The 19,184-nt window shown below is 63.4% G+C and carries 18 protein-coding genes; 5 read left to right on the plus strand and 13 right to left on the minus strand.

The annotated features are described in order from the left end of the window. Positions 1 to 91 precede the first annotated feature (91 nt). Both HUI96_RS29570 and HUI96_RS29575 read left to right on the plus strand, forming a co-directional pair. Positions 92 to 487 (plus strand): hypothetical protein, encoded by a 396-nt coding sequence (locus HUI96_RS29570; RefSeq protein ID WP_237684349.1) that lies wholly within the window; start codon positions 92 to 94, stop codon positions 485 to 487. Then, the gene (locus HUI96_RS29575) at positions 442 to 885 is read left to right on the plus strand and encodes a terminase gpA endonuclease subunit (RefSeq protein WP_337918608.1); all 444 of its coding nucleotides are present in this window, start codon (positions 442 to 444) and stop codon (positions 883 to 885) included. The genes HUI96_RS29570 and HUI96_RS29575 overlap by 46 nt, the downstream gene beginning before the upstream one ends. Positions 886 to 1,018: 133 nt before the next feature. Here HUI96_RS29575 and HUI96_RS23645 read toward each other — a convergent pair whose 3' ends face one another. From HUI96_RS23645 to HUI96_RS23670, 6 genes are all read right to left on the minus strand, one after another. Then, positions 1,019 to 1,810 (minus strand): sugar isomerase domain-containing protein, encoded by a 792-nt coding sequence (locus tag HUI96_RS23645; RefSeq protein WP_188257180.1) that lies wholly within the window; start codon positions 1,808 to 1,810, stop codon positions 1,019 to 1,021. A gap of 24 nt (positions 1,811 to 1,834) precedes the next feature. Continuing rightward, on the minus strand, positions 1,835 to 2,575 hold the full coding sequence (locus HUI96_RS23650) for a GntR family transcriptional regulator (RefSeq protein WP_188257181.1): 741 nt from the start codon (positions 2,573 to 2,575) through the stop codon (positions 1,835 to 1,837). Then, on the minus strand, positions 2,572 to 3,444 hold the full coding sequence (locus HUI96_RS23655) for an ROK family protein (RefSeq protein ID WP_188257182.1): 873 nt from the start codon (positions 3,442 to 3,444) through the stop codon (positions 2,572 to 2,574). Before HUI96_RS23655 ends, HUI96_RS23650 begins: the two co-directional genes overlap by 4 nt. Beyond that, positions 3,441 to 4,298 (minus strand): carbohydrate ABC transporter permease, encoded by an 858-nt coding sequence (locus HUI96_RS23660; RefSeq protein ID WP_188257183.1) that lies wholly within the window; start codon positions 4,296 to 4,298, stop codon positions 3,441 to 3,443. Before HUI96_RS23660 ends, HUI96_RS23655 begins: the two co-directional genes overlap by 4 nt. Before the next feature lies 1 nt (position 4,299). Continuing rightward, positions 4,300 to 5,157 carry a carbohydrate ABC transporter permease gene (locus HUI96_RS23665; RefSeq protein ID WP_337918602.1) on the minus strand — a complete coding sequence of 286 codons (858 nt, stop codon included), beginning with the start codon at positions 5,155 to 5,157 and terminating at the stop codon, positions 4,300 to 4,302. 94 nt (positions 5,158 to 5,251) lie between these two features. After that, positions 5,252 to 6,535: an ABC transporter substrate-binding protein gene (locus HUI96_RS23670; protein ID WP_188257185.1), complete on the minus strand. Its 1,284-nt coding sequence runs from the start codon at positions 6,533 to 6,535 to the stop codon at positions 5,252 to 5,254. Positions 6,536 to 6,894: 359 nt separating this feature from the next. On the opposite strand from HUI96_RS23670, the gene HUI96_RS30315 reads away from it, so the two are divergent. Next, positions 6,895 to 7,104, plus strand: coding sequence for a hypothetical protein (locus HUI96_RS30315; protein ID WP_188257186.1), 210 nt, complete (start codon positions 6,895 to 6,897; stop codon positions 7,102 to 7,104). Between the two features lie 23 nt (positions 7,105 to 7,127). Further along, positions 7,128 to 7,385, plus strand: a complete 258-nt coding sequence (locus HUI96_RS30320; protein WP_188257187.1) for a DNA methyltransferase — start codon at positions 7,128 to 7,130, stop codon at positions 7,383 to 7,385. 160 nt (positions 7,386 to 7,545) lie between these two features. Here HUI96_RS30320 and HUI96_RS23685 read toward each other — a convergent pair whose 3' ends face one another. From HUI96_RS23685 to HUI96_RS23700, 4 genes are read right to left on the minus strand one after another with little or no spacing between them, the layout of a single operon-like run. Next, positions 7,546 to 8,316, minus strand: a complete 771-nt coding sequence (locus HUI96_RS23685) for a CoA-transferase subunit beta (RefSeq protein ID WP_188257277.1) — start codon at positions 8,314 to 8,316, stop codon at positions 7,546 to 7,548. A gap of 19 nt (positions 8,317 to 8,335) precedes the next feature. Then, positions 8,336 to 9,283, minus strand: coding sequence for a CoA transferase subunit A (locus HUI96_RS23690; protein ID WP_188257188.1), 948 nt, complete (start codon positions 9,281 to 9,283; stop codon positions 8,336 to 8,338). 30 nt (positions 9,284 to 9,313) lie between these two features. Beyond that, positions 9,314 to 11,422, minus strand: a complete 2,109-nt coding sequence (locus HUI96_RS23695) for a hydantoinase/oxoprolinase family protein (protein ID WP_188257189.1) — start codon at positions 11,420 to 11,422, stop codon at positions 9,314 to 9,316. 28 nt (positions 11,423 to 11,450) lie between these two features. Continuing rightward, entirely contained in the window at positions 11,451 to 13,238 is a 1,788-nt protein-coding gene (locus HUI96_RS23700) for a hydantoinase B/oxoprolinase family protein (RefSeq protein WP_188257190.1), read from the minus strand. A 314-nt stretch (positions 13,239 to 13,552) separates the two neighbouring features. Here HUI96_RS23700 and HUI96_RS23705 point away from each other — a divergent pair, with 314 nt between their 5' ends. Continuing rightward, complete coding sequence (locus HUI96_RS23705) at positions 13,553 to 14,704, plus strand: ABC transporter substrate-binding protein (protein WP_188257191.1); 1,152 nt, start codon at positions 13,553 to 13,555, stop codon at positions 14,702 to 14,704. Between the two features lie 63 nt (positions 14,705 to 14,767). On the opposite strand, the gene HUI96_RS23710 is transcribed toward HUI96_RS23705, so the two are convergent. Genes HUI96_RS23710 through HUI96_RS23720 form a run of 3 tightly spaced genes read right to left on the minus strand, consistent with a single transcriptional unit; the run spans position 14,768 to position 19,151 of the window. Beyond that, positions 14,768 to 15,955 carry a xanthine dehydrogenase family Fe-S subunit gene (locus tag HUI96_RS23710; protein ID WP_188257192.1) on the minus strand — a complete coding sequence of 396 codons (1,188 nt, stop codon included), beginning with the start codon at positions 15,953 to 15,955 and terminating at the stop codon, positions 14,768 to 14,770. Further along, positions 15,952 to 16,791: an FAD binding domain-containing protein gene (locus HUI96_RS23715; RefSeq protein ID WP_188257193.1), complete on the minus strand. Its 840-nt coding sequence runs from the start codon at positions 16,789 to 16,791 to the stop codon at positions 15,952 to 15,954. The genes HUI96_RS23710 and HUI96_RS23715 overlap by 4 nt, the downstream gene beginning before the upstream one ends. After that, on the minus strand, positions 16,788 to 19,151 hold the full coding sequence (locus HUI96_RS23720) for a xanthine dehydrogenase family protein molybdopterin-binding subunit (RefSeq protein ID WP_188257194.1): 2,364 nt from the start codon (positions 19,149 to 19,151) through the stop codon (positions 16,788 to 16,790). The genes HUI96_RS23715 and HUI96_RS23720 overlap by 4 nt, the downstream gene beginning before the upstream one ends. Positions 19,152 to 19,184 lie beyond the last annotated feature (33 nt).

The raw sequence follows: 19,184 nt of genomic DNA on the forward strand, positions 1-19,184 counted from the left end.
TGGAACTCGACCCGCGCTACTGCGATGTGGCGGTGGAGCGCTGGCAGCGGTTTACCGGCCGGCAGGCGGTGCGCCAGGGTTCAGCATCGTAATGGCTGCCATGCAGGGCATGAGCGAGCGGCACTATGCGCGACATGCCGGCGTCTCGCGCGGCGCCGTGCAGAAGGGGCGCATTGCCGGCCGGCTGGTGCTGTTTGCGGATGGCTCGATCGATGCGGCAGGCTCCGATGCGCGCCGGGCGGCGATGACCGATCCCGCCAAGCAGCGCCCGCCCCCCAGCCGGGCGAGGTTGAAGCCGGTGCCAGAAGCGGCGCTATCTGCGGTCGGAGAGACGCTGCGCGAGCAGGGCCTGTCGGCTCCAACTGTGGGTGGCTCCCACCTTCCTGCAGGCCCGCACCGCCAACACGATATCCGGCCGGCACCATCCATCTGCCCGCTTGGATCGACAGCGAATGGTGCAAGCAGTTTCTCGGCGAGCAACTGGTGACGGTCAGAACCAAACGCGGCTTTTCGCGCCTGGAATGGCAGAAGCTGCGGGAACGCAACCAAGCCCTCGACTGCCGCGTCTATGCCCGCGCCGCCGCCTGGCTGATCGGCGCCGACCGCTGGCCGCCATCGTACTGGGCCGATCTCGAGGCAGAGTTCGGGCGGCTACCAGAGCCACGCAGCGGGACCGTCAGAAGAGACTACCGCGGCATCAAGTCCTTCCACGCCGCCACCGCAGACAGGTACGCTCCGAAGCAGGCGGCCGCAGATGCGGCGCATCCGACCAAGCTCGTGGATGGCATAAGGGCGCACAGGGACGACCGAACTCCGTCGACAACGCAACATGTGGGCCTGCCACCCGAAAGCTCCTGTCGGCTGAGTGTCAAGCACTACAGCTAAGTTGGGTCTGCCCGGCGGTTCTTGACCTCAGCCCCTACGGACTCTGGCGCGAGGAAAGCCATTCCCGGTTACCATGCCGGCCCCTCTCTGACTGCGGCGGTGGGCGCTTACGTGGACGCGCGCCTTGTCATGTCTACTCGCCGCGCATGCGCTGCTTGAAAAAGCCGAGATGTTTCTCCTGGGCCTTGATCATACGCTCACGATAGATCCCGTAGATCTGATCGGTGTCGTGCAGTGTGACGCCGGCTATGGTAGGCGAGGCGAAGGTCGGCAGTTCGATGCCCTTCTCGCCCAGCTTCTGTGCCGTGCGGGCGACGAGTTCGTGCATCATCATCATGGCGAGCACGGTGGAGGAACCGGCGACCGGACGCGACCAGCCGTCAACAGACACGATGGCATCTTCGATCGGTGCACAGGTGTCTATGACGATGTCGGCAGCATCGGCCAGTCTGAGGCCGGAGGTATGCGTCGCCGGCTTGTCGAGATTTGCCTTGGCGGTGATCGCCACGACCGTGATGCCGCGCTTCTTCGCATAGATGGCGGCGTCAATCCCCGACGCGTTGCGGCCGCTGTGGCCGAAGATGACAATGCTGTCGCCGGGATTGAGCGGCTGGTGGTCGAGAAATTTTTCCGCATAGCGCTCGGTGCGCTCAAGCCACAGAAGTTCGCGCACGCCGCCCGCGCCGAGTATGTTGTGCCACATCACGCGTGGGTCGGTCAGCGGATTGAAGCCGACGTAGCTGCCGTAGCGGGGATAAGTTTCCTGCACCGGGAGCACCGAATGCCCCGATCCGTAGAGATGGATGAGCCCCTCCTGCTGGAGAGTTGCCGACAGCGCATTGGCCGCCTGCTCGAAGGCCGCCTCGTTCTCGGCCGCCGCCCGTTCTGCGAGTTGCACGAGACGGCTGATGTAGAGGGATGACATGGTGAATTTGCCTTTCCTTGATGGTTACACTTGTAGCCGCGACCGGATTTCGTATCGGTCGCCGCGCATGGTCGAGACGGTGTATTCGAACGGCCCGCGGGCGTCCGACGTGATGCGCTGCACGACGAAGGCGGGGCTGCCCGCCTCAACCTCCAGCAATGCCGCGTCTTCAGCGGAGACAGTTCCGACGCGGTAGATTTCGCGGGCCACCTGCGGCGAAATACCGAACCGGTTCTTCAGCACTTCATAGAGCGACGGCACAGGCTCGCCGATGCCGAGGAAGCCCGGCACGCGTGCGGCCGGCATGAAGGCGGTCTGGATGCCGATCGGCTGGTTGTTGCCGGCTCGCAGCCGCCGCACCTTCACAACCGTCTCGCCTTCGGCGATCTCCAGCGCGCTCGCCATTTCCGGCGTGGCCGGCAGTTCCACCATTTCGAGCACGCGCGAACCTACGACGAGGCCGCGATCGCTCATCTCCTGGGTAAAACTGGTCAGCCCACGAACGCCCGCCGTCACGGTCGACGTCCGCACGAAGGTGCCGCGGCCGTGTTCCCGCAGAAGCAGGCCGGATTCCTCGATATTGCGCAGGGCGTGTCGGATGGTAATGCGGCTCACCCCCAGCATCTCGCCGAGCTTGCCCTCATTGGGAAGCTGGGTGCCGTCCGGCCATGTGCCATCGGCGATCAGCGCGCGTAGCGCCTGCTCGGCTTGATGCCACAGCGGTTCGGGACGCGAGCGGTCCGGACGCCTGATATTGATCGTCATGGCCTGTTCTCCAGCCAGATCGAATGCCCGAGTGCGGCAAGCCCCGCGCCCGCGAGGGCTGCGCGCGAGCCGAAGTGCCCTGCGACAAGCCGGATATCGCGCAGATGCGGCGGCAGTTGACGGACAAGCGCCGGTCTCATCAAGGGCGCAAGCGCGTCGAGGCTGTCAGCCACCCCGCCAGCGAAGATGACGAGAGGCGAACCCGTCAGCGCAACGGCGCCTGCGAGTGCTGCGCCCAGCGCCGCCATTGGCGGTTCGAGTGCAGCACGTGCTGTCTGATCGCCGCTGCGGGCGAGCGCGACGAGTGCGGGGCCGTCGGCTACACCCATGCCGGCTGCGATGCGGTTGAGCGCGGTGCCCGAGGCGTTCCGTTCCAGCCAGCCATGCGCGTCGTCGCCTCGATCGTGGGGGTCGGCGCAGGCCCAGCCAAACGAGGCGGCGGCACCGCCCTCGCCTCTCAGGACGCGCCCGTCCGCCAACACCGCGGAGCCGATTCCGGTCCCGATTGCAAGCAGGATCGCGTTAGACGTCTCGCATGCGGCGCCCCCGGCCGCCTCTGCCAGTAGGGAGAGTTGGGCGTCGTTGCCCAGCGCCACGCGGAGGCCGGGGAACAGCATTGCGAGATCGACACCGTCCAAGAAAGGCAGGTTCGGCACCCAGGCACAGACGGTGCCGCGCGCCAGCCCCGGAATGCCGACGCCGAGTTCGGTGGCGCCATGTTCGGCGAGCAGCGAATCGATGCGGGCGCGAAATTCCTCGAGGTTCGCCGGCGCGTTCCAGCGCCCGAGCGGCTTAGGCTCGATCGCTTCGCCTTGCACGAGGCCCGCGCGCAGGTTGGTGCCGCCGAGGTCGATCGCCAGCGCGCTCATCCCTTGACCCCCGCGCTGACAATGCTGTCGACGAAGAAACGCTGCAGGAACACGAACAGCACCAGCGGCGGCAGCACGGCGAGCGTCGCGCCGGCCATCACCAGCCCCGTGTTCATCGCGCCGCGATTGTAGGAGAGCAGCCGCCCGAGGCTGAGCACGATGGGATATTCGGCCGTGTTGCCCTGCAGCACGGTTAGCGGCCACAGATAGGCATTCCAGTGATAGACGAAGGCGAAGAGCGCGAGTGCCGCGATCGCCGGCACGACGGAGGGCGCCACTATGGAAAAGACGATGCGAAGCTCCGACGCGCCGTCGACGCGGGCTGCGTCGATCAGTTCGTCCGGCACGACGGCGATGAACTGCCGCATCAGGAAGATGCCGAACGCATTAGCCAGATTCGGGACGATTACCCCGATCAGGCTGGCGTTGAAGCCCATATAGGTGACGAGCCGGTAGAGCGGGATCAACGTCACAATCGGCGGCAGGAACATCGTCGCGATCATGACCGCAAACAGCGTCTCACGGCCGCGGAATCGGTATTTCGCGAAGGCGTAGCCGGCCATCAGCGAGGTGATGAGGATGCCGGCAGTCGTCGCCGTGGCGATGACGAAGGAGTTCCAGAACGAACGCCGCGCGTCGATCACACCAGCCACCTCGCCAAAGGCTGAGAGGTTCGGCGTTGCGGGTACCCAGACTGGCGGCGTCTGCATGCTTTCGGCCGGCGTCTTGAGGCTGGACACCACCATCCACACCAGCGGGAAAGCGGCCGCCACGGCAATCGCGATGATCAAGAGCAAGATCAGGGCGTCGGCCTTGCTCGGGCGCGGACCGCGGAAGAGGATACCGCCGCTCATGTCAGCGCTCCTCCTTCTGCCGGGCCATCGCGAAGATGAGCACGATAACGACGATCAGCGACAGCATCAGCATCACCGCCATGGCCGAGCCGAGCCCGCCCTGCGCCCGCTCGATGCCCACGCGGCGGATGTGGTAGGTCAGCACATTGGTGGCGTTTGCCGGTCCGCCCTGCGTGATCAGCGCCACCGGCTCGAACACCTGCACCGCGTTGATGACGGCGATGACGGCGCTGAACAGCAGCGTGCGGCGCAAGAGCGGAAGCGTCACGCCGAAGAACTCCTGGATGCGGTTGGCCCCGTCGATCCGTGCGGCCTCGTAGAGGGGAGTCGGGATCTGCGTCAGCCCCGCAATCACCAGCACGGTGAAATAGCCGACCTGCTGCCAGACATTGAGGATCACGATCGAGAACAGTGCAGTGTCGGGCGACGACAGCCACAGCTGCGGCCCGATGCCGACCCAGGACAGGATCTGGTTGATCGGCCCTTCGGTCGGTGAATAGAGCTTCGACCAGACCAGCGCCACTGCGATCATCGGCACCATGTAGGTCGAGAAGAGTACGGCGCGCAGCACATGTCCGCCGGCCACCCGCGTCTGGTGGACCAGGAGCCCGAGCATCACCGACAGCGGCAGGATGATGACAACCGAGAGGCCGGTATAGACCGCCGTGTTCAGGAAGGCCTGCTTGAAGTCGCGGCCGACCGAGATCGACCCGAACAGATCCTGATAGTTGCGCAACCCTACGAAACGGGCGGCTCCGAAACCGGTCTGCGTCGACCATTCATGGAAGGACAGCCAAATCGTCAGCACGATAGGCACAAAGATGAACACCGCGATCAGCGAGACCGCCGGTGTCAGCATCAGCCACGTGGCGCCTGTTCGGGAGCTTGTCATTGGTTTGGTCAGGACGGGCCGGCGCGCGCGTCATGCCGACACACGCGCCGTCCAGTCCTGCTTACTGGGCCGCGCGCTCGAGGATCGAGGCGGCGTCGGCCTGGGCGTTGGCCTGCGCCTCTTCGGCGGTGATCTTGCCGTACTGAACCTGCTCGACCACCTGCTGCAGCGCCTCGGAGAACTCCTGGCCGCCGAGCACGATCGGGAAGCCCTGCGCATTGGCGAGCGTGGCGACATAGCCTTCGAGGAACGGACGGCCGAGCGCGTCCTTGTAGGCCTCGACGTCGGAGGTGCGCGACGGCAGGATGCCCATCGACTGCAATATGTCGGCCATGGCCGAAGCACCGTTCTTGCCGGATTCAGGACCGTTGAGCCAGGCGAGGAATTCCCATGCGGCCTTCTGTTGCGCCTCACCGGCGCCCGCATTCACCACGGTCTGCCACGAATAGGAGATGGAGCGTGCCTTATCGCCGCTCGGCCCGACCGGAATAGGCGCGGTGGCGATGTTCTCGAACGCATCGCCCATACCGCCCTTGAGCGCGCTTTCCCACCAGTTGGCCATGATGATCATGCCCGTCTTGCCGGAGACGAAATTGTCGAGGAAGGGACCTGTAGTGTTGGCATCGGCGGTGCCCATCGCGGCGACGGAGTAGCCTTCCTTGACCATCGTCGCGTAGAGCTGGAAGGTCTCCAGGGCCTGCTTGCTGTCGAGTTGCGGCTTGCCGTCGGCGATCAGCTGGCCGCCGTTGGAGACGAGCAGCGACGAGAAGGGGTGAACGACGCCCGCGGCCCAGGAGTTGATCATGCCGAATCCCTGCCGGCCGGCAGACGCGTCGGTCAGCTTGGCGGCGGCGTCCTTCAGTTCGTCCCAGGTCTTCGGTGGGGCCGCGATGCCGGCCTCAGCGAACAGCTTCTTGTTGTAGTTCAGCGCATAGACGTTGATCTCGTTCGGAATGCCATAGACCTTGCCGTTTACGCTCGCGGCTGCGGCAATGCCGGCAGGCCAGTTGGCGGTCACATCCCCCGCCACGGATTCGGGAGCCGGCGCCACCAGTCCGTCCTTCACCAGCGCGGGCAGCCAAAGATCGTAGATGCTGGCAATTGTCGGGCCGTCGGTCCCGCCAGAGCGGATCGTGGTCAAAAGGTCGCCGAAGGGAACGGCACGCACCGAAATCGCCACGCCCGGGTACTTGGCGCTATAGGCGCCCGCGGCCTTTTCCAGCAGCGCGACGGTGTCAGGCGCCCAGTGGGTCAGATAGGTGAGTTGCACGTCCTGCGCATGGGCCGCGAGCGGTGACAGCGCAGTCGCGACGGCGGCGATCCAGAGTCTCGAAATTGCATTCATGATCGTTCTCCTCCCAGGGGACCGTGATGTTTACGGCTTATGGACGAATGTTCCCCAAGAGGTTATAACAATATGATCTATTTCATGTAAATCATTGAAGCGAGCAGCGTAAGCGAAGACGACTGCCGTGAACGAGGCACACATGTGGCATTAAACCTGTCACCTAACGCCCGCCTGGATGTTCAAACGCGACGTCTACTCTTGCGCAATTCTCTGCCAAATGATTGGCGTCAGCGGCACCTGTGAAGCGAAATAGCAAGCACACCTCTGTCAGAACCGCTATCATCAACTCCCCCATTGCAGAGAATTCCGATCGGTGCCCATATTGTCTGGTTGTTGCCCAATATTCGGCGGTCTTCGTGGCGGGACTGGAAGCGGCAGGCTTTGTGATCCGCTTGCAAATCATCTGGGACAAGGCCCGGCTGATCATCGGCCGCGGCGACTATCATTTCCAGCATGAGCCGGCCTGGTATGCGGTGCGCAAGGGCCGGAAAGGCCACTGGTGCGGCGACCGCAAGCAGACCACGGTGTGGGCGATCCCGCACCCGCAAGTCCTCCACCGGCCATAGCACCGAGAAGCCCGTGGAAATGCATGAAGCGGCCGCTCGAGAACAACTCCTCACCGGGGCAGGCCGTCTACGAGCCCTTCTCCGGCTCCGGCACCACCATCATCGCCGCCGAGATGAGCGGCCGTGCCTGCCACGCCATCGAGCTCAACCCGGTTTATGTCGATGTCGCGGTGGAGCGCTGGCAAGCCTTCACCGGGAAAGAGGCAGTGCTGGAAGGATCAGGCCGCACGTTCGCCGAAATGAAGGCCGCGCGCCTGGCAGTTGAGAGGGCGGCTAGATGACTTCCCCTTTCCTCTCAGTCTTGAACAGTTACCTTTGCGGATACGCTGCCAACGTCGCGCTCGGCTTTGCGACTGCTTTGCTCATCCAGAGCATTGTTGTCCCGATTTTAAGCATCGAGACCACAATGGACGGAGACGGAGTCAACCATAGACCGCTCATCTACCGCAGATACATCCGCTCTGGGTCCAGGTAGCGCAGAAACTCCAACTCCTCCGGCAGGGGCGGCTCGCTCGTCTCGATACTCGAAGCGACTTCGGGCCTGAAGCTCATATTTGCCAGCACGTCGTCAAGCGACACACCGGGATGCAGAGACTGGACCGAAAGCCGCCGGGTTTCGGGATGGAACCCGAAAATACACAAATCAGTGATGACCTTTAGCACCCCTCCAGCAATGAGGCCGGATTCGGCGCGGGACTTTCCTCCGGAAACATATCCAGGGCTGGTAATGAAATCGACGTTCTCCACGAAGCGCTTGGTCTGGTGCGGCATGACCACGATGGTCTCGACCAGGCTGGATATGTCGTTGCCGCCGCCGCTGCCCGGCAGCCTTGTCGTCGGCCGCCTGACGTCACCGAGGTAGGAGCTGTTGACGTTGCCGTACTGGTCGATCTGCGCCCCGCCGATAAAGCCGATATCGACATAGCCGCGCTGCAGCAGGGACAGGACGTCCGTGACGTTCAGCAGCATGTTAGCCTTTTCGGCCGTTCGCATTTCATTGGTGGAGGGCGGCAGCCTCCCTGGTTTTATGAACGGACCGATAATTCCGCCCTCAAAAAGGATGGTGAGATGAGGCGCATGACGGTTTTGCGCCAGCGTCGCCCCGAGAAGCGGCACGCCGACACCTGCGAAGACGATCTGGCCATCGGACATGGCGCGGCCACACATCACGGAGAGGAGTTCGGACGTGGTGTAGGCTCTCGTGTTGCTCATGTTGTTCATTGCCGCCTCCCTATGCCCGACCGCTCACGCCGATTTTGTCGACGAACGAGCGCCAGTCCTTCGGCTCGAAAATGTGCTCGCGCATATAGCCGAGCGCGCCCTCCACACCTCCGGTCCGCTGCCGATCAGAATATTCGTTCATGTGCTTGTAATTGGCGTCGTAGAGCCCGGCGCATTCGTGCGGCGCCGCGCCGAACGGGCATTCGACGACAGCATCCACGGCCAGGAAGGGAATTCTGGTGTGATCCGGTGCCGCCCGGATCTCGTCGTTGGAAACGATCTTCTCGGTCGTCAGGATGACCCGATCCGCGGCCATCGCAATATCGGCATCCATGAAGGGCAGCCCGTCATACTGGGCGTTGCCGTAGACATCCGCACGCTGGACGTGAATAAGCGCGACGTTCGGGTTCAGCGCTGGAAGCAGCAGCAACTCGTCGCCGGTATAGGGACAACGCATGGTCTCGAGATGCGTGACAAGGGCCGCTGGCATGCTGGAGCCCATCATCACCCTGGTCGGCATGAACGGCAGCCCCATCGCCCCGGCCCGATACATCATGCCGAGGCTCATATGACTCCATTCTTCGTATGTAACTTTTCCATTCTCTACGTAGTCGCGCATCACGCGTGAGAGGCCCCAGATGATGCCCTGGCTGAACCAGCTGGTCATGTACTTGTCGACGCAACCACCTGCGAGCAGGAAGTCGCCTTCTGTAGAAGTGATGCTGCGTGAGACAGTCAGATGCCGTTTCTGCTGCCGAACCAGTTCCCAGATCAGTGCAAATGGGGTCCGTGAAAACGTGTTGCCTCCAATCGCCACGTGGTCGTGATCGCTGATCGTCGCCACCGCCGCCGAAAGGCTCATCACCTTCTCGCGCAGGCCGCGATCTCGGCCGGACAGGCGTCGGCGCATCGCTAGATAGGGTGAAGATGAGTTCTGCGCGTCTGGAACTGCGGACATGCTCTGTCTCCGGGTCGGCGCCAAGGATTTCTATTCCAGCGTGATGATGATGTTGCTCATTGCGTCGAGCCGCGCAGTCGCGTTCGGCGGTATGACGCAGGTGGTGTCGTATTCTTCGACTATGCACGGTCCGCGACGCGGCTCGGTGAGTGCCGAACGTGGGATTATTGCCGTATCGAGCCAGCCATGCTCGCTACCGAAATAGGCCTTGCGGGGCGGCTGCTCAGCGCGCAGATCGCCGGAATGCGCCTGCGGTTTGCCAGGCTTTGCCGAGCCAGGCCGTGCCGCGAGACCAGCGATCTGGATGCTGATCAGTTGAACCGGCTCGTCCAGCGAGGCGCGGTGTCCATAGGTACGTTCATGCTCCGTGCCGAACGCCTCCTCGATGGTAGCCAGTGACGCTTCGGTCAAAGGACCATCCGGAAGCGAGATGTTCATCTCGAAGGTCTGGCCCTTGTAGCGCATGTTGGCAAAGCGCCGAATGTGGATTTCGTCCTCCGAAAATCCGTCGAGGCTCAGCTGGGCGCGCGCCTTGTCCTCAAGTCGAGACCAGCTGCGCAGCCAGGTATCGGGCTCGATGTCGCGCAGCAGCCGGCGCACGGTCTCTCCGTAATAGTGCTCCACGTCGGCATGAAGCAGTCCGTAGGCCGAGAACAGCCCAGCCGAAGGTGGCACCAGGATGCTCTTGATGCCGAGCTCTCTCGCCATGCCGGCGGCGAACAGCGCGCCGTTGCCGCCAAGCGCGAACAGCGTGAAGCCGCGCGGGTCGCGGCCGCGTTCAGAGGTCACCGCCTTGATGGCGCGGATCATGTTGGAGATCGCGATCTGGCGCGCGCCATATGCGGCCGTGGTGACATCGACACCCAGCGGCTTTGCCAGCAGGCGGTCGAAGTGGTTCCTGGCGCGCGCGGCGTCCAGTTTCAGCTCGCCACCGACGAGGTACTCGGGATTGATGTAGCCGAGGATGACATTGGCATCGGTGACGGTCGGACGATCGCCGCCCTTGTTGTAGCATACCGGTCCGGGGTTGGCGCCAGCGCTCTCGGGACCGATCTGCATCGATCCGCCGGCATCGATCCAGACGATGGATCCGCCCCCGGCGCCGACCTCCGCCACATCGATCGCCGGAACGGCGAGCAGATAGCCGCCGCCGGTGAGCAGGCGCGACGAGATCATGATGCCGCCGCCTACTGAGTATTGCTGCGAAAGCACGAACTGACCATTTTCGGCTACCGAAGCCTTGGCCGTGGTTCCACCCATGTCGAAGCTGATGATGTCGCTATGGCCGCTGTTGACCGCGTGGCGCACAGCGCCGACGACACCGGCCGCCGGACCGGATTCCACGATGTTGACGGGCTTTTCGGAGGCCTCCTCGGCCGTCGTCAAACCGCCGTTGGACTGCATCAGCAGGATCGGGGCCTTCATGCCTTCGTTGCGAAGGCTGTCGCCGAGATGCTTCAGATAGGACGCGACGATCGGCATGATGTATGCGTTGACGACCGTCGTCGAGGTTCTTTCATATTCCTTCATCTGCGGCAGCACGTCGGAGCTGATGCTGTAGGGCAGATCGGGTGCCAGTTCGCGGATGACTTCGGCGATCAGCCTTTCATGCGACGGGTTGGCATAGGAGTTCAGCAGGCAGACGGCGATGCCCTCCACCTTCTCTGCTAGCAGGCGCTGAACCGCCGCCTCGACCTCGCTCCGCGACAGAGGCGTGGTAATGGCGCCCGTGGCATCGACGCGTTCGTTGACGGTAAGACGCAGATAGCGCTCCACGAGGGGAGCCGGCTTGTCCCAGCGCAGATCATAGAGCCTGGGCATGCGTAGATTGCGGATTTCCAGAATATCGCGGAACCCCTTGGTTCCGATCAGGCCGATACGTGCCCCCTTCAACTCCAGAATGGTATTCGATCCCACGGTCGTGCCGTGCAGAAACTCGCTGATCCGGTCGACGCTGAGGCCGGCCGGCTCCAGGACGCCGGCAAGGCCTTCGATAATGGCGCGGGCGTAGTTGTCAGCAGTCGAGGAGACCTTCTTCGTGAAGGTTTCGCCTTGATCGTTCACGACGACGAGGTCGGTGAAGGTTCCGCCAATATCGATGCCGACACGGCACGCGGCTGCTTTGGGTCTATCCAGCATCTTGTGTTCCACAAATTGTCGTTGAGGATCAATTGACCCAATTCACGAACTCAGTCGCGTTACCGCGCTCAGCGCTAAGCGAAGCACGCAGTTTTTCGGTCGCAGCCTGGTCGACAGAAAGGGTGGCCTCGTCCAGGACCACGCCATATTCCTGGCGGGCCGCGGAGGCGCTGACGATCTCGTTGCGGACGTCCTTCAACACGGCGACAGGATCACGCTGAAGCGGGTCGCCCCAGCCTCCTCCGCCGGGAAGCACATAACGGAATTCGTCGCCCTCCCTGACATTGATCGTGACTTTCGAGCCGATCGGATCGTTCGACGTGTTCGGGTTGAGGCTGACTGACCCCGGTTTTCCTGCCTTGCCGCCATGGAGGCCGTAGGGCCTGATCGTCTGCCGGTCGGCACGGATCTGAAGAATGGCATCGGGCACCTTGATGCGGTAGTCGCGATAGAACGGCGCCCCACCGCGAAATTTTCCTGCGCCACAGCGATCCTGAGCGAACTCGTAGGCAAGGATCTCGATCGGGTGTTCGGATTCGATTTGTTCGACCGATTGCGAGGCCATGTTCACGAAAATATTGGAGATCCCGTCGATCCCGTCCGCCCAGGGTCGGCCACCCCAGGTGCCGCAGGAGAAATCGACATAAACGAAGCGGGAGCCGGAGCGGTCGAAACCGGCGACTGTGACACCCACATTGCCTCCGTCCGAAGCTGCGAATACCCGGTCCGGAACCATCTTCGACAATGCGCCGAAGGCGCAGTCGACCATGCGGAAGCCGGTCAGGGCTCGCGCGGCGCAGGCGCCCGGCATGGCGACATTGGCGATGCTGCCCTTCGGCGCGATCGTCCGTATGACGCGAAAGACGCCGTCATTGTTGGGAATGCCGCCCGGAAGGATCGAACGCAGCGCCGTGTAGGAAGCTGCTTCCGTGACCGAGAGCGTGCAATTGATCGCACCTCGCACCTGCGGCGCGCTGCCGGTCCAATCGAATTCGACCGTCTCGCCCTTCTTCCGGACAGTGACGAACAGCCGGATCGGCACGCCGACATCCATGCCGTCGTCGTCGATCCAGTCCTCGAAGTCGAACTCGCCGTCGGGCAGTTCGCGCAACGCGGCCCGCGCCAGGCGCTCGGTGTAATCGGTGATCTCGGCCATGTAGGAGCGGGCCGCTCCGAGCCCGTAGCGATCGGTAAGAGCGAGCACCTTGCGCTGCGCGATTTCGCAGGCAGCAAGCTGTGCCCGCAGATCGCCCAATAGCTGAATGGGCAGGCGCACATTCGACTGGATGAGGCCCCAGAGCGCGACGTCGTGCTTCCCGCCGTTGACCAGTTTCAACGGGGGGATGCGAAGGCCTTCCTGGAAGATCTCGGTGGAATTGACTGAATTCGAACCGGGAACATGACCGCCGACATCGACGTGGTGCGCTGTCGTGGCAGCGAAGGCGATCAACTCGCCGCCTGAAAAGATCGGCTTGAGGATGAAGATGTCCGGCAGGTGCATCCCGCCCTCGAACGGGTCGTTCAGGATGAACACGTCGCCATCGCCAATATCGCCGGCGTACTTGTTCATCACGGCTTCCAGAGCGGTGCGGATGGAGCCGAGGTGCACCGGCAGGGTGAGCCCTTGGGCAACCAGCCTGCCCTGCGCATCAGCAATTCCGGTCGAGAAATCCATGTTGTCACGCAGGACGCCGGAATATGTCGTCCGGCAGATCGTGACTGCCATCTCATCCGCGATCGAGAACAGCTCGTTCTTGAACAGCTCGAAATTGATGAAATCGTCGCCCTTTGGCTGCCCCACAGGCAAGGCTGTCATCGCGTCCTCACACCGATCACGTTGTTGTCTAAGTAAGTATTCTTTTACAACGGACGTTGTCAATGGCCCTTCGCCTCGGCATGCGACTCTTCACACCCCTGCTGAACTGGCGGAGCCCTGGCATCACCGGCGCTTGACAGCTCGCTCTTGTAAGTATCCTATTACTTACGCAGCATCACCGCTGCGGGCGCTGTGAAATTATGAGCTGTGAAGCCCACTCTCCGATGCGCCGCGCAACGGTTCACCGGAAGCGGCGGAGCCATGCCCAGTTTTGCGGCGTCGCATGAGGGCCTTCGTCCATCGGGAGTGAGCGCATGAAGAACCGCATCGTATTGGCCGCATCAGCCTTGGCGCTGGCGCTGTCCTGTTCCACCAGTTACGCCGACACCATCAAGATAGGGGTGAATCAGCCCCTTACCGGGGCGGTCGCGGCGTCCGGCAATTACGTGACGAACGGCGCCAGGATTGCCGCTGACCAGATTAACGCCGCCGGCGGCGTCCTGGGGCAGCAGATCGAGCTGGTGATCGAGGACAACAAGAGCAATCCGACCGAAGCGGCCGCCGTTGCCGAGAAGCTCATCGTGCGTGACGAGGTTCCAGCCATGATGGGAGCATGGGGTTCGACCCATACGCTGGCGGTGATGCCCAAGCTGATGGAGTATGAGGTTCCGATGGTGGTCGAGACGTCGTCGTCCGGCAAGATCACCACGTCGGGCAATCCATGGGTCTTCCGGATCGCCCCGACCAGCAAGATGCTTGCCGCCTCGTTCGCACCGTTCGTCCAGAAGTTCGGGATGAAGAAGGCCGCGTTCCTGGCCGTCAACAATGACTGGGGTCTCAGCAACACCAACGCCTATTCGGACATGCTGACCGAGCAGGGCGTGCCCACCGAATTGCGCGAGACGATGGACGCCACTGCCGTCGATGTCTCCTCGCAGCTTGCCAAGATCAAGGCCTCGGACGCCGACACCCTGCTGGTAACCACCGAGATCGAACAGCTCACGCTGATCTTCAAGCAGGCTCAGGCGCTTAAGCTGCCGCAGCGCATCATCGCCACGACCACCTCCTCCACGCCGGACCAGGCGATCGACCATGCTGGCTCGGCCGCCGACGGCGCCTTCTTTACCGTGCTGTTTGCGCCCTGGTTCCCGGAAATGGCGCCGAACCCCGACATCGCGCGCGGCTTCGCGGAGGAATGGGAGAAGCGGGACTACGTCTTTGCAGGACGCATAGAAGGCCAGCGCGGCTACGACGCCATCCTCACGATCGCCGCAGCGATTCAGAAAGCCGGCAAGGCCGAGCCTGACGCCATCCGCAAGGCCCTATGGGAGGTGGAGGTGAAAGGCGTCAACAGCAATGTGAAGTTTTTCAAGGAAGGCCCCGAAGGCCAGGAGAGCGGCCAGAACAATGCCAACATCTTTGTCGTCCAGGTCAAGGACGGCAAGGTGGTGAAGCCGGAGTTCTGAACGGAGTGGAGTATGGGCTGCTGCGCGGGCCGGCGGCACGCGCAGCAGCCGCGCTCCCGCAGATCAGCGTGAGAACAGCTTCCGAATGGTCGCGCCCAGCCACGATTTCAGGGCTGTGGCCATGCTTCCCGCAAGACGCAGTTCCCTCGGCTGCTGAGTTGCATTTGGCGCTTCCTCTGGCGACAGCGAGCGCTTCAGATTGTCGGCGAACTGCGCGGTGATCGCCGCGATGAAGTGGGTTACGATGCCGCCCCGGGCAAATTGGCCGAGTGCGCCCGACAACGAGTAGGTGACCTCAAGATCGACCCGCGTCGCTGCGCCGCCATTCATCTCATGCAACGCATAGCTGAGCTCACCTCGCGCCAGCGAGCCACTACGCTCGTCGCGGCCCGATCCGTGAATGACGCCGGTCAGCATGTCGTCATTCCGCTGCTGGTTGGCCGTGCCAGCGAATTGCGCGCCGATCGGCCCCATTTTGACGCGCATGCTGACCTGGAAGTTTCCGTCATCGGTGCGGCCGACCAGGGAGGCGCCGGGGATGCAGGGCACCATCGCGGGCACGTCGCCGAATCGGCTCCAGACCGTCTCGGGCGGAAATTCGATGACGAAGGATTGCTTCACGGAGGGTGCCGTGGCCGCAAGCTTGCCCAGCTTGGCAGACTTGGGACTCGAGGCAGGAATCGGCGGCGTCATTGCCTGACGCGGCTTGGCCTCCGTCACCTGGCCGTGCCCGGAGCCTGCCGGGCCAAGACCCTGAGGAGCGCCTAGAGAGGGGGCCGTGCCGGCGGCTTGGCGCGCAAGCACGACGGAGCGGATCGCCTTTACGATCCCGGCGTAGCCTGTGCAGCGGCAAAGATTTCCTGCCAGCTCGAGCCGGATGCGTTCCTCGTCAGCGTCTCCGAGCCGCTCGACGATGTCTCGCGCCATGACCAGCATGCCAGGCGTACAGAAGCCACATTGCAGGGCGTGATGTTTGTTGAACGCCTCGCGCAGTTCGCCCATCAACGGATCGGCGTCGAAACTCTCGATGGTACGCACGTCGGCGCCGCTGCAGGACACGGCGGTGCTGATGCAGGAGCGCACCGGGACGCCATCGACAAACACAGTGCAGGCGCCGCAGACACCTTGTTCGCAGCCCAGATGAGTGCCTGTCAGATTCAGGTTTTCGCGCAGCAGATCGGCCAGGCTGGTTCGCGGCTCGACATGCTCCGCTACCGGCAAGCCATTCACGGTGAGCCGGAGGCCGTTCATGCAATCACCTGTTCCAGAGCGCGCGCAAAGGCATTGCCATGCATGGCGTCCGTGATCGGGTCGTCGTCGATGCCGAGGTCAGCCACACGATCGCGGGCGCGCGCGAGAGCCGCTCCATTCGGCGCTGAAGACTCCCCGCCTCCGCGAAGAAGATCGCGGATATCATCGAGAACGAGAGGCCTGGACTGGGTTGCGCCGATGACACCGCGGTAGATGTTCAGCGCGGGATCGATAACTACGGCTGCCATCGCCTCGGCGAACTCACCGCGCTTGCGGCAGAACTTGTAATAGCCAAATCGGGCAGCCGGCGAAAACTTCCGGATCCGAATGCCGGCCAGGAACTCACCATCGTCGAGATGAACGCCGAAAGCCATCATCATGAAGGCTTCCAGCGCGACGCGGCGTTCGCCCTGCGCCGTTGCCACGATAAGTTCCGCGTCGAGCGCAGTTAGCGTCGTGATCCAGTCCGCGGCGGGGTCGGCGTGGACCAGGCTGCCACCGATCGTACCGCGGTTCCGTACAGCGCGATAGGCGATGCCGCCCGCGACCCGGCGCAGGAATCCGTTGGCTGGATCCGGCACCCGGCCATCTTCGAACGCGGCATGGGTGATGCAGGCGCCGAAGACCACAGCATCGCGTTCCTCTGTAACCATCGTCAGAGCCGGAATTGCAGTGATGTCGACGATCTGCTCCGGCTGCGCCAAGCGAAGGTTGAGCATTGGCCCGAGCGATTGGCCCCCGGCCATGATCTTGGCGCCACCCGCACCCTCGTTCAGCAGTTCGATCGCCTCCGGGATGGTTCCCGGGCGGCTATAACGAAAATCAACGGGCTTCATTGCGCGACGGCTCCAGCGGCTTTCGCCCGAGCCTCGGCGATTGCCGAAAGCAGCCGGTGGGGTGTTACCGGCGTGGTCGCGACCTCGGCGCCCAATGGCCGCAACGCGTCATTGATTGCATTGGCGATCGCAGCCGGCGGTGCGATGGCGCCGCCTTCGCCGATGCCCTTGACGCCATGCGCCGTGAATGGCGAAGGCGTCTCCATGTGAACAATCCTGATATCCGGCACCTCGCATGGACCCGGAATGATATAGTCCATGAAGGTCGAAGCCAGCGGCTGACCGTCGGCGTTATAAGGCGATTCCTCATACAGGGCGGTGCCGATCCCCTGGGCTACGCCACCCAGGATCTGGCCGTCCACGATGAGCGGGTTGACCAACGTGCCGCCGTCTTCCACCACGACGTAATCGAGGATATCGACGGCGCCGAACTCGGGATCCACCGCCACGACGGCCGCATGGGTGGCATAGCTGAAGGTACCGCTGTCGACCTTGGGCTTGTAACCGGCGGTGACCTCCAGCCCCTCGGGAGCCACGTCGGCCGGCAGGGTCTCCGGCCGCTTGTACCAGGCATTAGCGATCTCGGCGAAGGTGACGCTGCCTCCCGCCGCCATGACCTTGCCATCGGAAACCGTGACCTGGTCCGGCGAAGACTGGAGCAGATGCGCTCCGATCACCTTGGCCCGTTCCGCGATGATCTCGCACGCGCGCGACACCGCCCCGCCTGCCATGACCATGGACCGCGACCCCCAGGTGCCGGTGGAATACGGTGTCAGCGCGGTGTCGCCATGCACCAGGTTGATCTGCGCGGGATCTATGCCGAGGATTTCGTTGGCGACCTGCGCCATCGAGGTTTCCATGCCTTGTCCATGAGAATGGACGCCGATACGCAGCTCCAGTCCACCGTCCGGCGTTACCCTTGCCGTTGCCTGCTCGAAGCCGGGCACCATCGGTATCCCCCAGCCCGAGTAGACCGTGGTGCCGTGGGCTGCCTGCTCGCAATAGGTGGCAAAGCCAATGCCCAGCAGACGCCCGTCATCCCCAGCGCTCCCTTGGCGGGCGCGCAATGCGGGCAGGTCGATCGCTTCGACGGCCTTGCGCACGCTTTCGGGATAGTCACCGCTGTCGAACAGCTTTCCGGTGATGTTGGTGAACGGCATCTGTTCGGGCCGGACCAGGTTGTCCAGCCGCACCTGCGATGGCTCGCGCCCGGCTTCACGCGCGATCGCATCCACGATCAGCTCGATCGCAAAGCACACACCCGTGCGGGCTACACCGCGGTAGGGCGTGAAGGGCGGCTTGTTGGTGGCGACCGAAACCGTACGGCAGGCGTAGTAAGGCATCACATAGGGGCCCGGCAGGATGCTGGCGATCTGCGCCGATTCCAGGCAGGCCGAGAACGGCCAGACGGAGTATGCGCCGACATCGACGGCGACGTCGGCTTCAATGCCGAGCAGCCGGCCCTCGGCGTCAGCATAGCCAGTGATCCGGTAGTGATGCTCGCGCGTGTTCGCGGCGGCAACCAGGTGCTCGCGGCGATCTTCGAGCCAGCGAAACGGACGCCTGCGCGTCATCGCCAGCCATGCGATACAGACTTCCTCCGGCTGCAGGATACATTTGAACCCGAACGCGCCGCCGACATCCGGCGCAACGACATGGATCTGCCGTTCCTCGAGACCGAGGCATTCGGCGAGTCCGGTCCGCATCATGTGCGGCAACTGGGTCGAGGTGTAGACGACGAGTTGGTCGAGACGTGAATCCCACCACGCCACCGTGCCCTTCCCCTCCAGCGGAGCCATGCACTGACGGCTCAGCCTTATCTCCCGCTCCACCTTGATCGCTGCATTGTCGAGGACGGCGCGGTCGCCCTTTTCGATCTTTGTCTCGAGATAGATGTTGTCGGCCCAATCCTCGTGCACGCGGACGGCGTCCACCGCCTGGGCCGTGCCGGTATCGGCGAGTACCGGCAGCGCTTCGATGTCCACGTTGACCCGGCTGACCAGGTCTTCCGCCTGCGCCCGGTTCTCATCGACGCACATCGCCACCAGTTCGCCTGCAAAGCGGACCGTGCCTGTCGCCAGCGGCGGCTGGCTGGAGGGCTTGAAGCCGGGCAATCCCGAAACGGCCCGGATCGGCTTCACCCCGGCCATATCGGCCGAGGTGAAAACCCGGCCGGCGCAGTCTTCGGGCACATCGACCGAGACGATCCTGCCATGTGCCAGCGGACTGCGCAGGAATGCAACGTCCTGGAGGCCCGGCATGGAGATGTCTCCGACGAAAAGGCCGCGGCCGCGCATCAGCCGATCGTCTTCCTTGCGAGGAAGGCGTGCGCCAATGCCGACATTGGCTCTCTCGTTCATTGTTGCCGCCTCCCCTCCTCAGCGGTCAGCCTT

The sequence above is a fragment of the Pseudaminobacter soli (ex Zhang et al. 2022) genome, from assembly GCF_014595955.1.
Classification (GTDB): Bacteria; Pseudomonadota; Alphaproteobacteria; order Rhizobiales; family Rhizobiaceae; genus Kumtagia; species Kumtagia pseudosoli.

Excerpts from the sequence above, each read along its gene's own strand:
- HUI96_RS23705 (WP_188257191.1), top strand. The coding sequence starts at position 13,553 with ATGAAGAACCGCATCGTATTGGCCGCATCAGCCTTGGCGCTGGCGCTG.
- HUI96_RS23665 (WP_337918602.1), bottom strand. The coding sequence starts at position 5,157 with ATGCTGACACCGGCGGTCTCGCTGATCGCGGTGTTCATCTTTGTGCCT.
- HUI96_RS23670 (WP_188257185.1), bottom strand. The coding sequence starts at position 6,535 with ATGAATGCAATTTCGAGACTCTGGATCGCCGCCGTCGCGACTGCGCTG.
- HUI96_RS23690 (WP_188257188.1), bottom strand. The coding sequence starts at position 9,283 with ATGTCCGCAGTTCCAGACGCGCAGAACTCATCTTCACCCTATCTAGCG.
- HUI96_RS23700 (WP_188257190.1), bottom strand. The coding sequence starts at position 13,238 with ATGACAGCCTTGCCTGTGGGGCAGCCAAAGGGCGACGATTTCATCAAT.
- HUI96_RS23655 (WP_188257182.1), bottom strand. The coding sequence starts at position 3,444 with ATGAGCGCGCTGGCGATCGACCTCGGCGGCACCAACCTGCGCGCGGGC.
- HUI96_RS29570 (WP_237684349.1), top strand. The coding sequence starts at position 92 with ATGGCTGCCATGCAGGGCATGAGCGAGCGGCACTATGCGCGACATGCC.
- HUI96_RS23715 (WP_188257193.1), bottom strand. The coding sequence starts at position 16,791 with ATGAAGCCCGTTGATTTTCGTTATAGCCGCCCGGGAACCATCCCGGAG.
- HUI96_RS23645 (WP_188257180.1), bottom strand. The coding sequence starts at position 1,810 with ATGTCATCCCTCTACATCAGCCGTCTCGTGCAACTCGCAGAACGGGCG.
- HUI96_RS23720 (WP_188257194.1), bottom strand. The coding sequence starts at position 19,151 with ATGAACGAGAGAGCCAATGTCGGCATTGGCGCACGCCTTCCTCGCAAG.
- HUI96_RS23685 (WP_188257277.1), bottom strand. The coding sequence starts at position 8,316 with ATGAGCAACACGAGAGCCTACACCACGTCCGAACTCCTCTCCGTGATG.
- HUI96_RS23710 (WP_188257192.1), bottom strand. The coding sequence starts at position 15,955 with ATGAACGGCCTCCGGCTCACCGTGAATGGCTTGCCGGTAGCGGAGCAT.
- HUI96_RS30320 (WP_188257187.1), top strand. The coding sequence starts at position 7,128 with ATGAAGCGGCCGCTCGAGAACAACTCCTCACCGGGGCAGGCCGTCTAC.
- HUI96_RS23650 (WP_188257181.1), bottom strand. The coding sequence starts at position 2,575 with ATGACGATCAATATCAGGCGTCCGGACCGCTCGCGTCCCGAACCGCTG.
- HUI96_RS23660 (WP_188257183.1), bottom strand. The coding sequence starts at position 4,298 with ATGAGCGGCGGTATCCTCTTCCGCGGTCCGCGCCCGAGCAAGGCCGAC.
- HUI96_RS23695 (WP_188257189.1), bottom strand. The coding sequence starts at position 11,422 with ATGCTGGATAGACCCAAAGCAGCCGCGTGCCGTGTCGGCATCGATATT.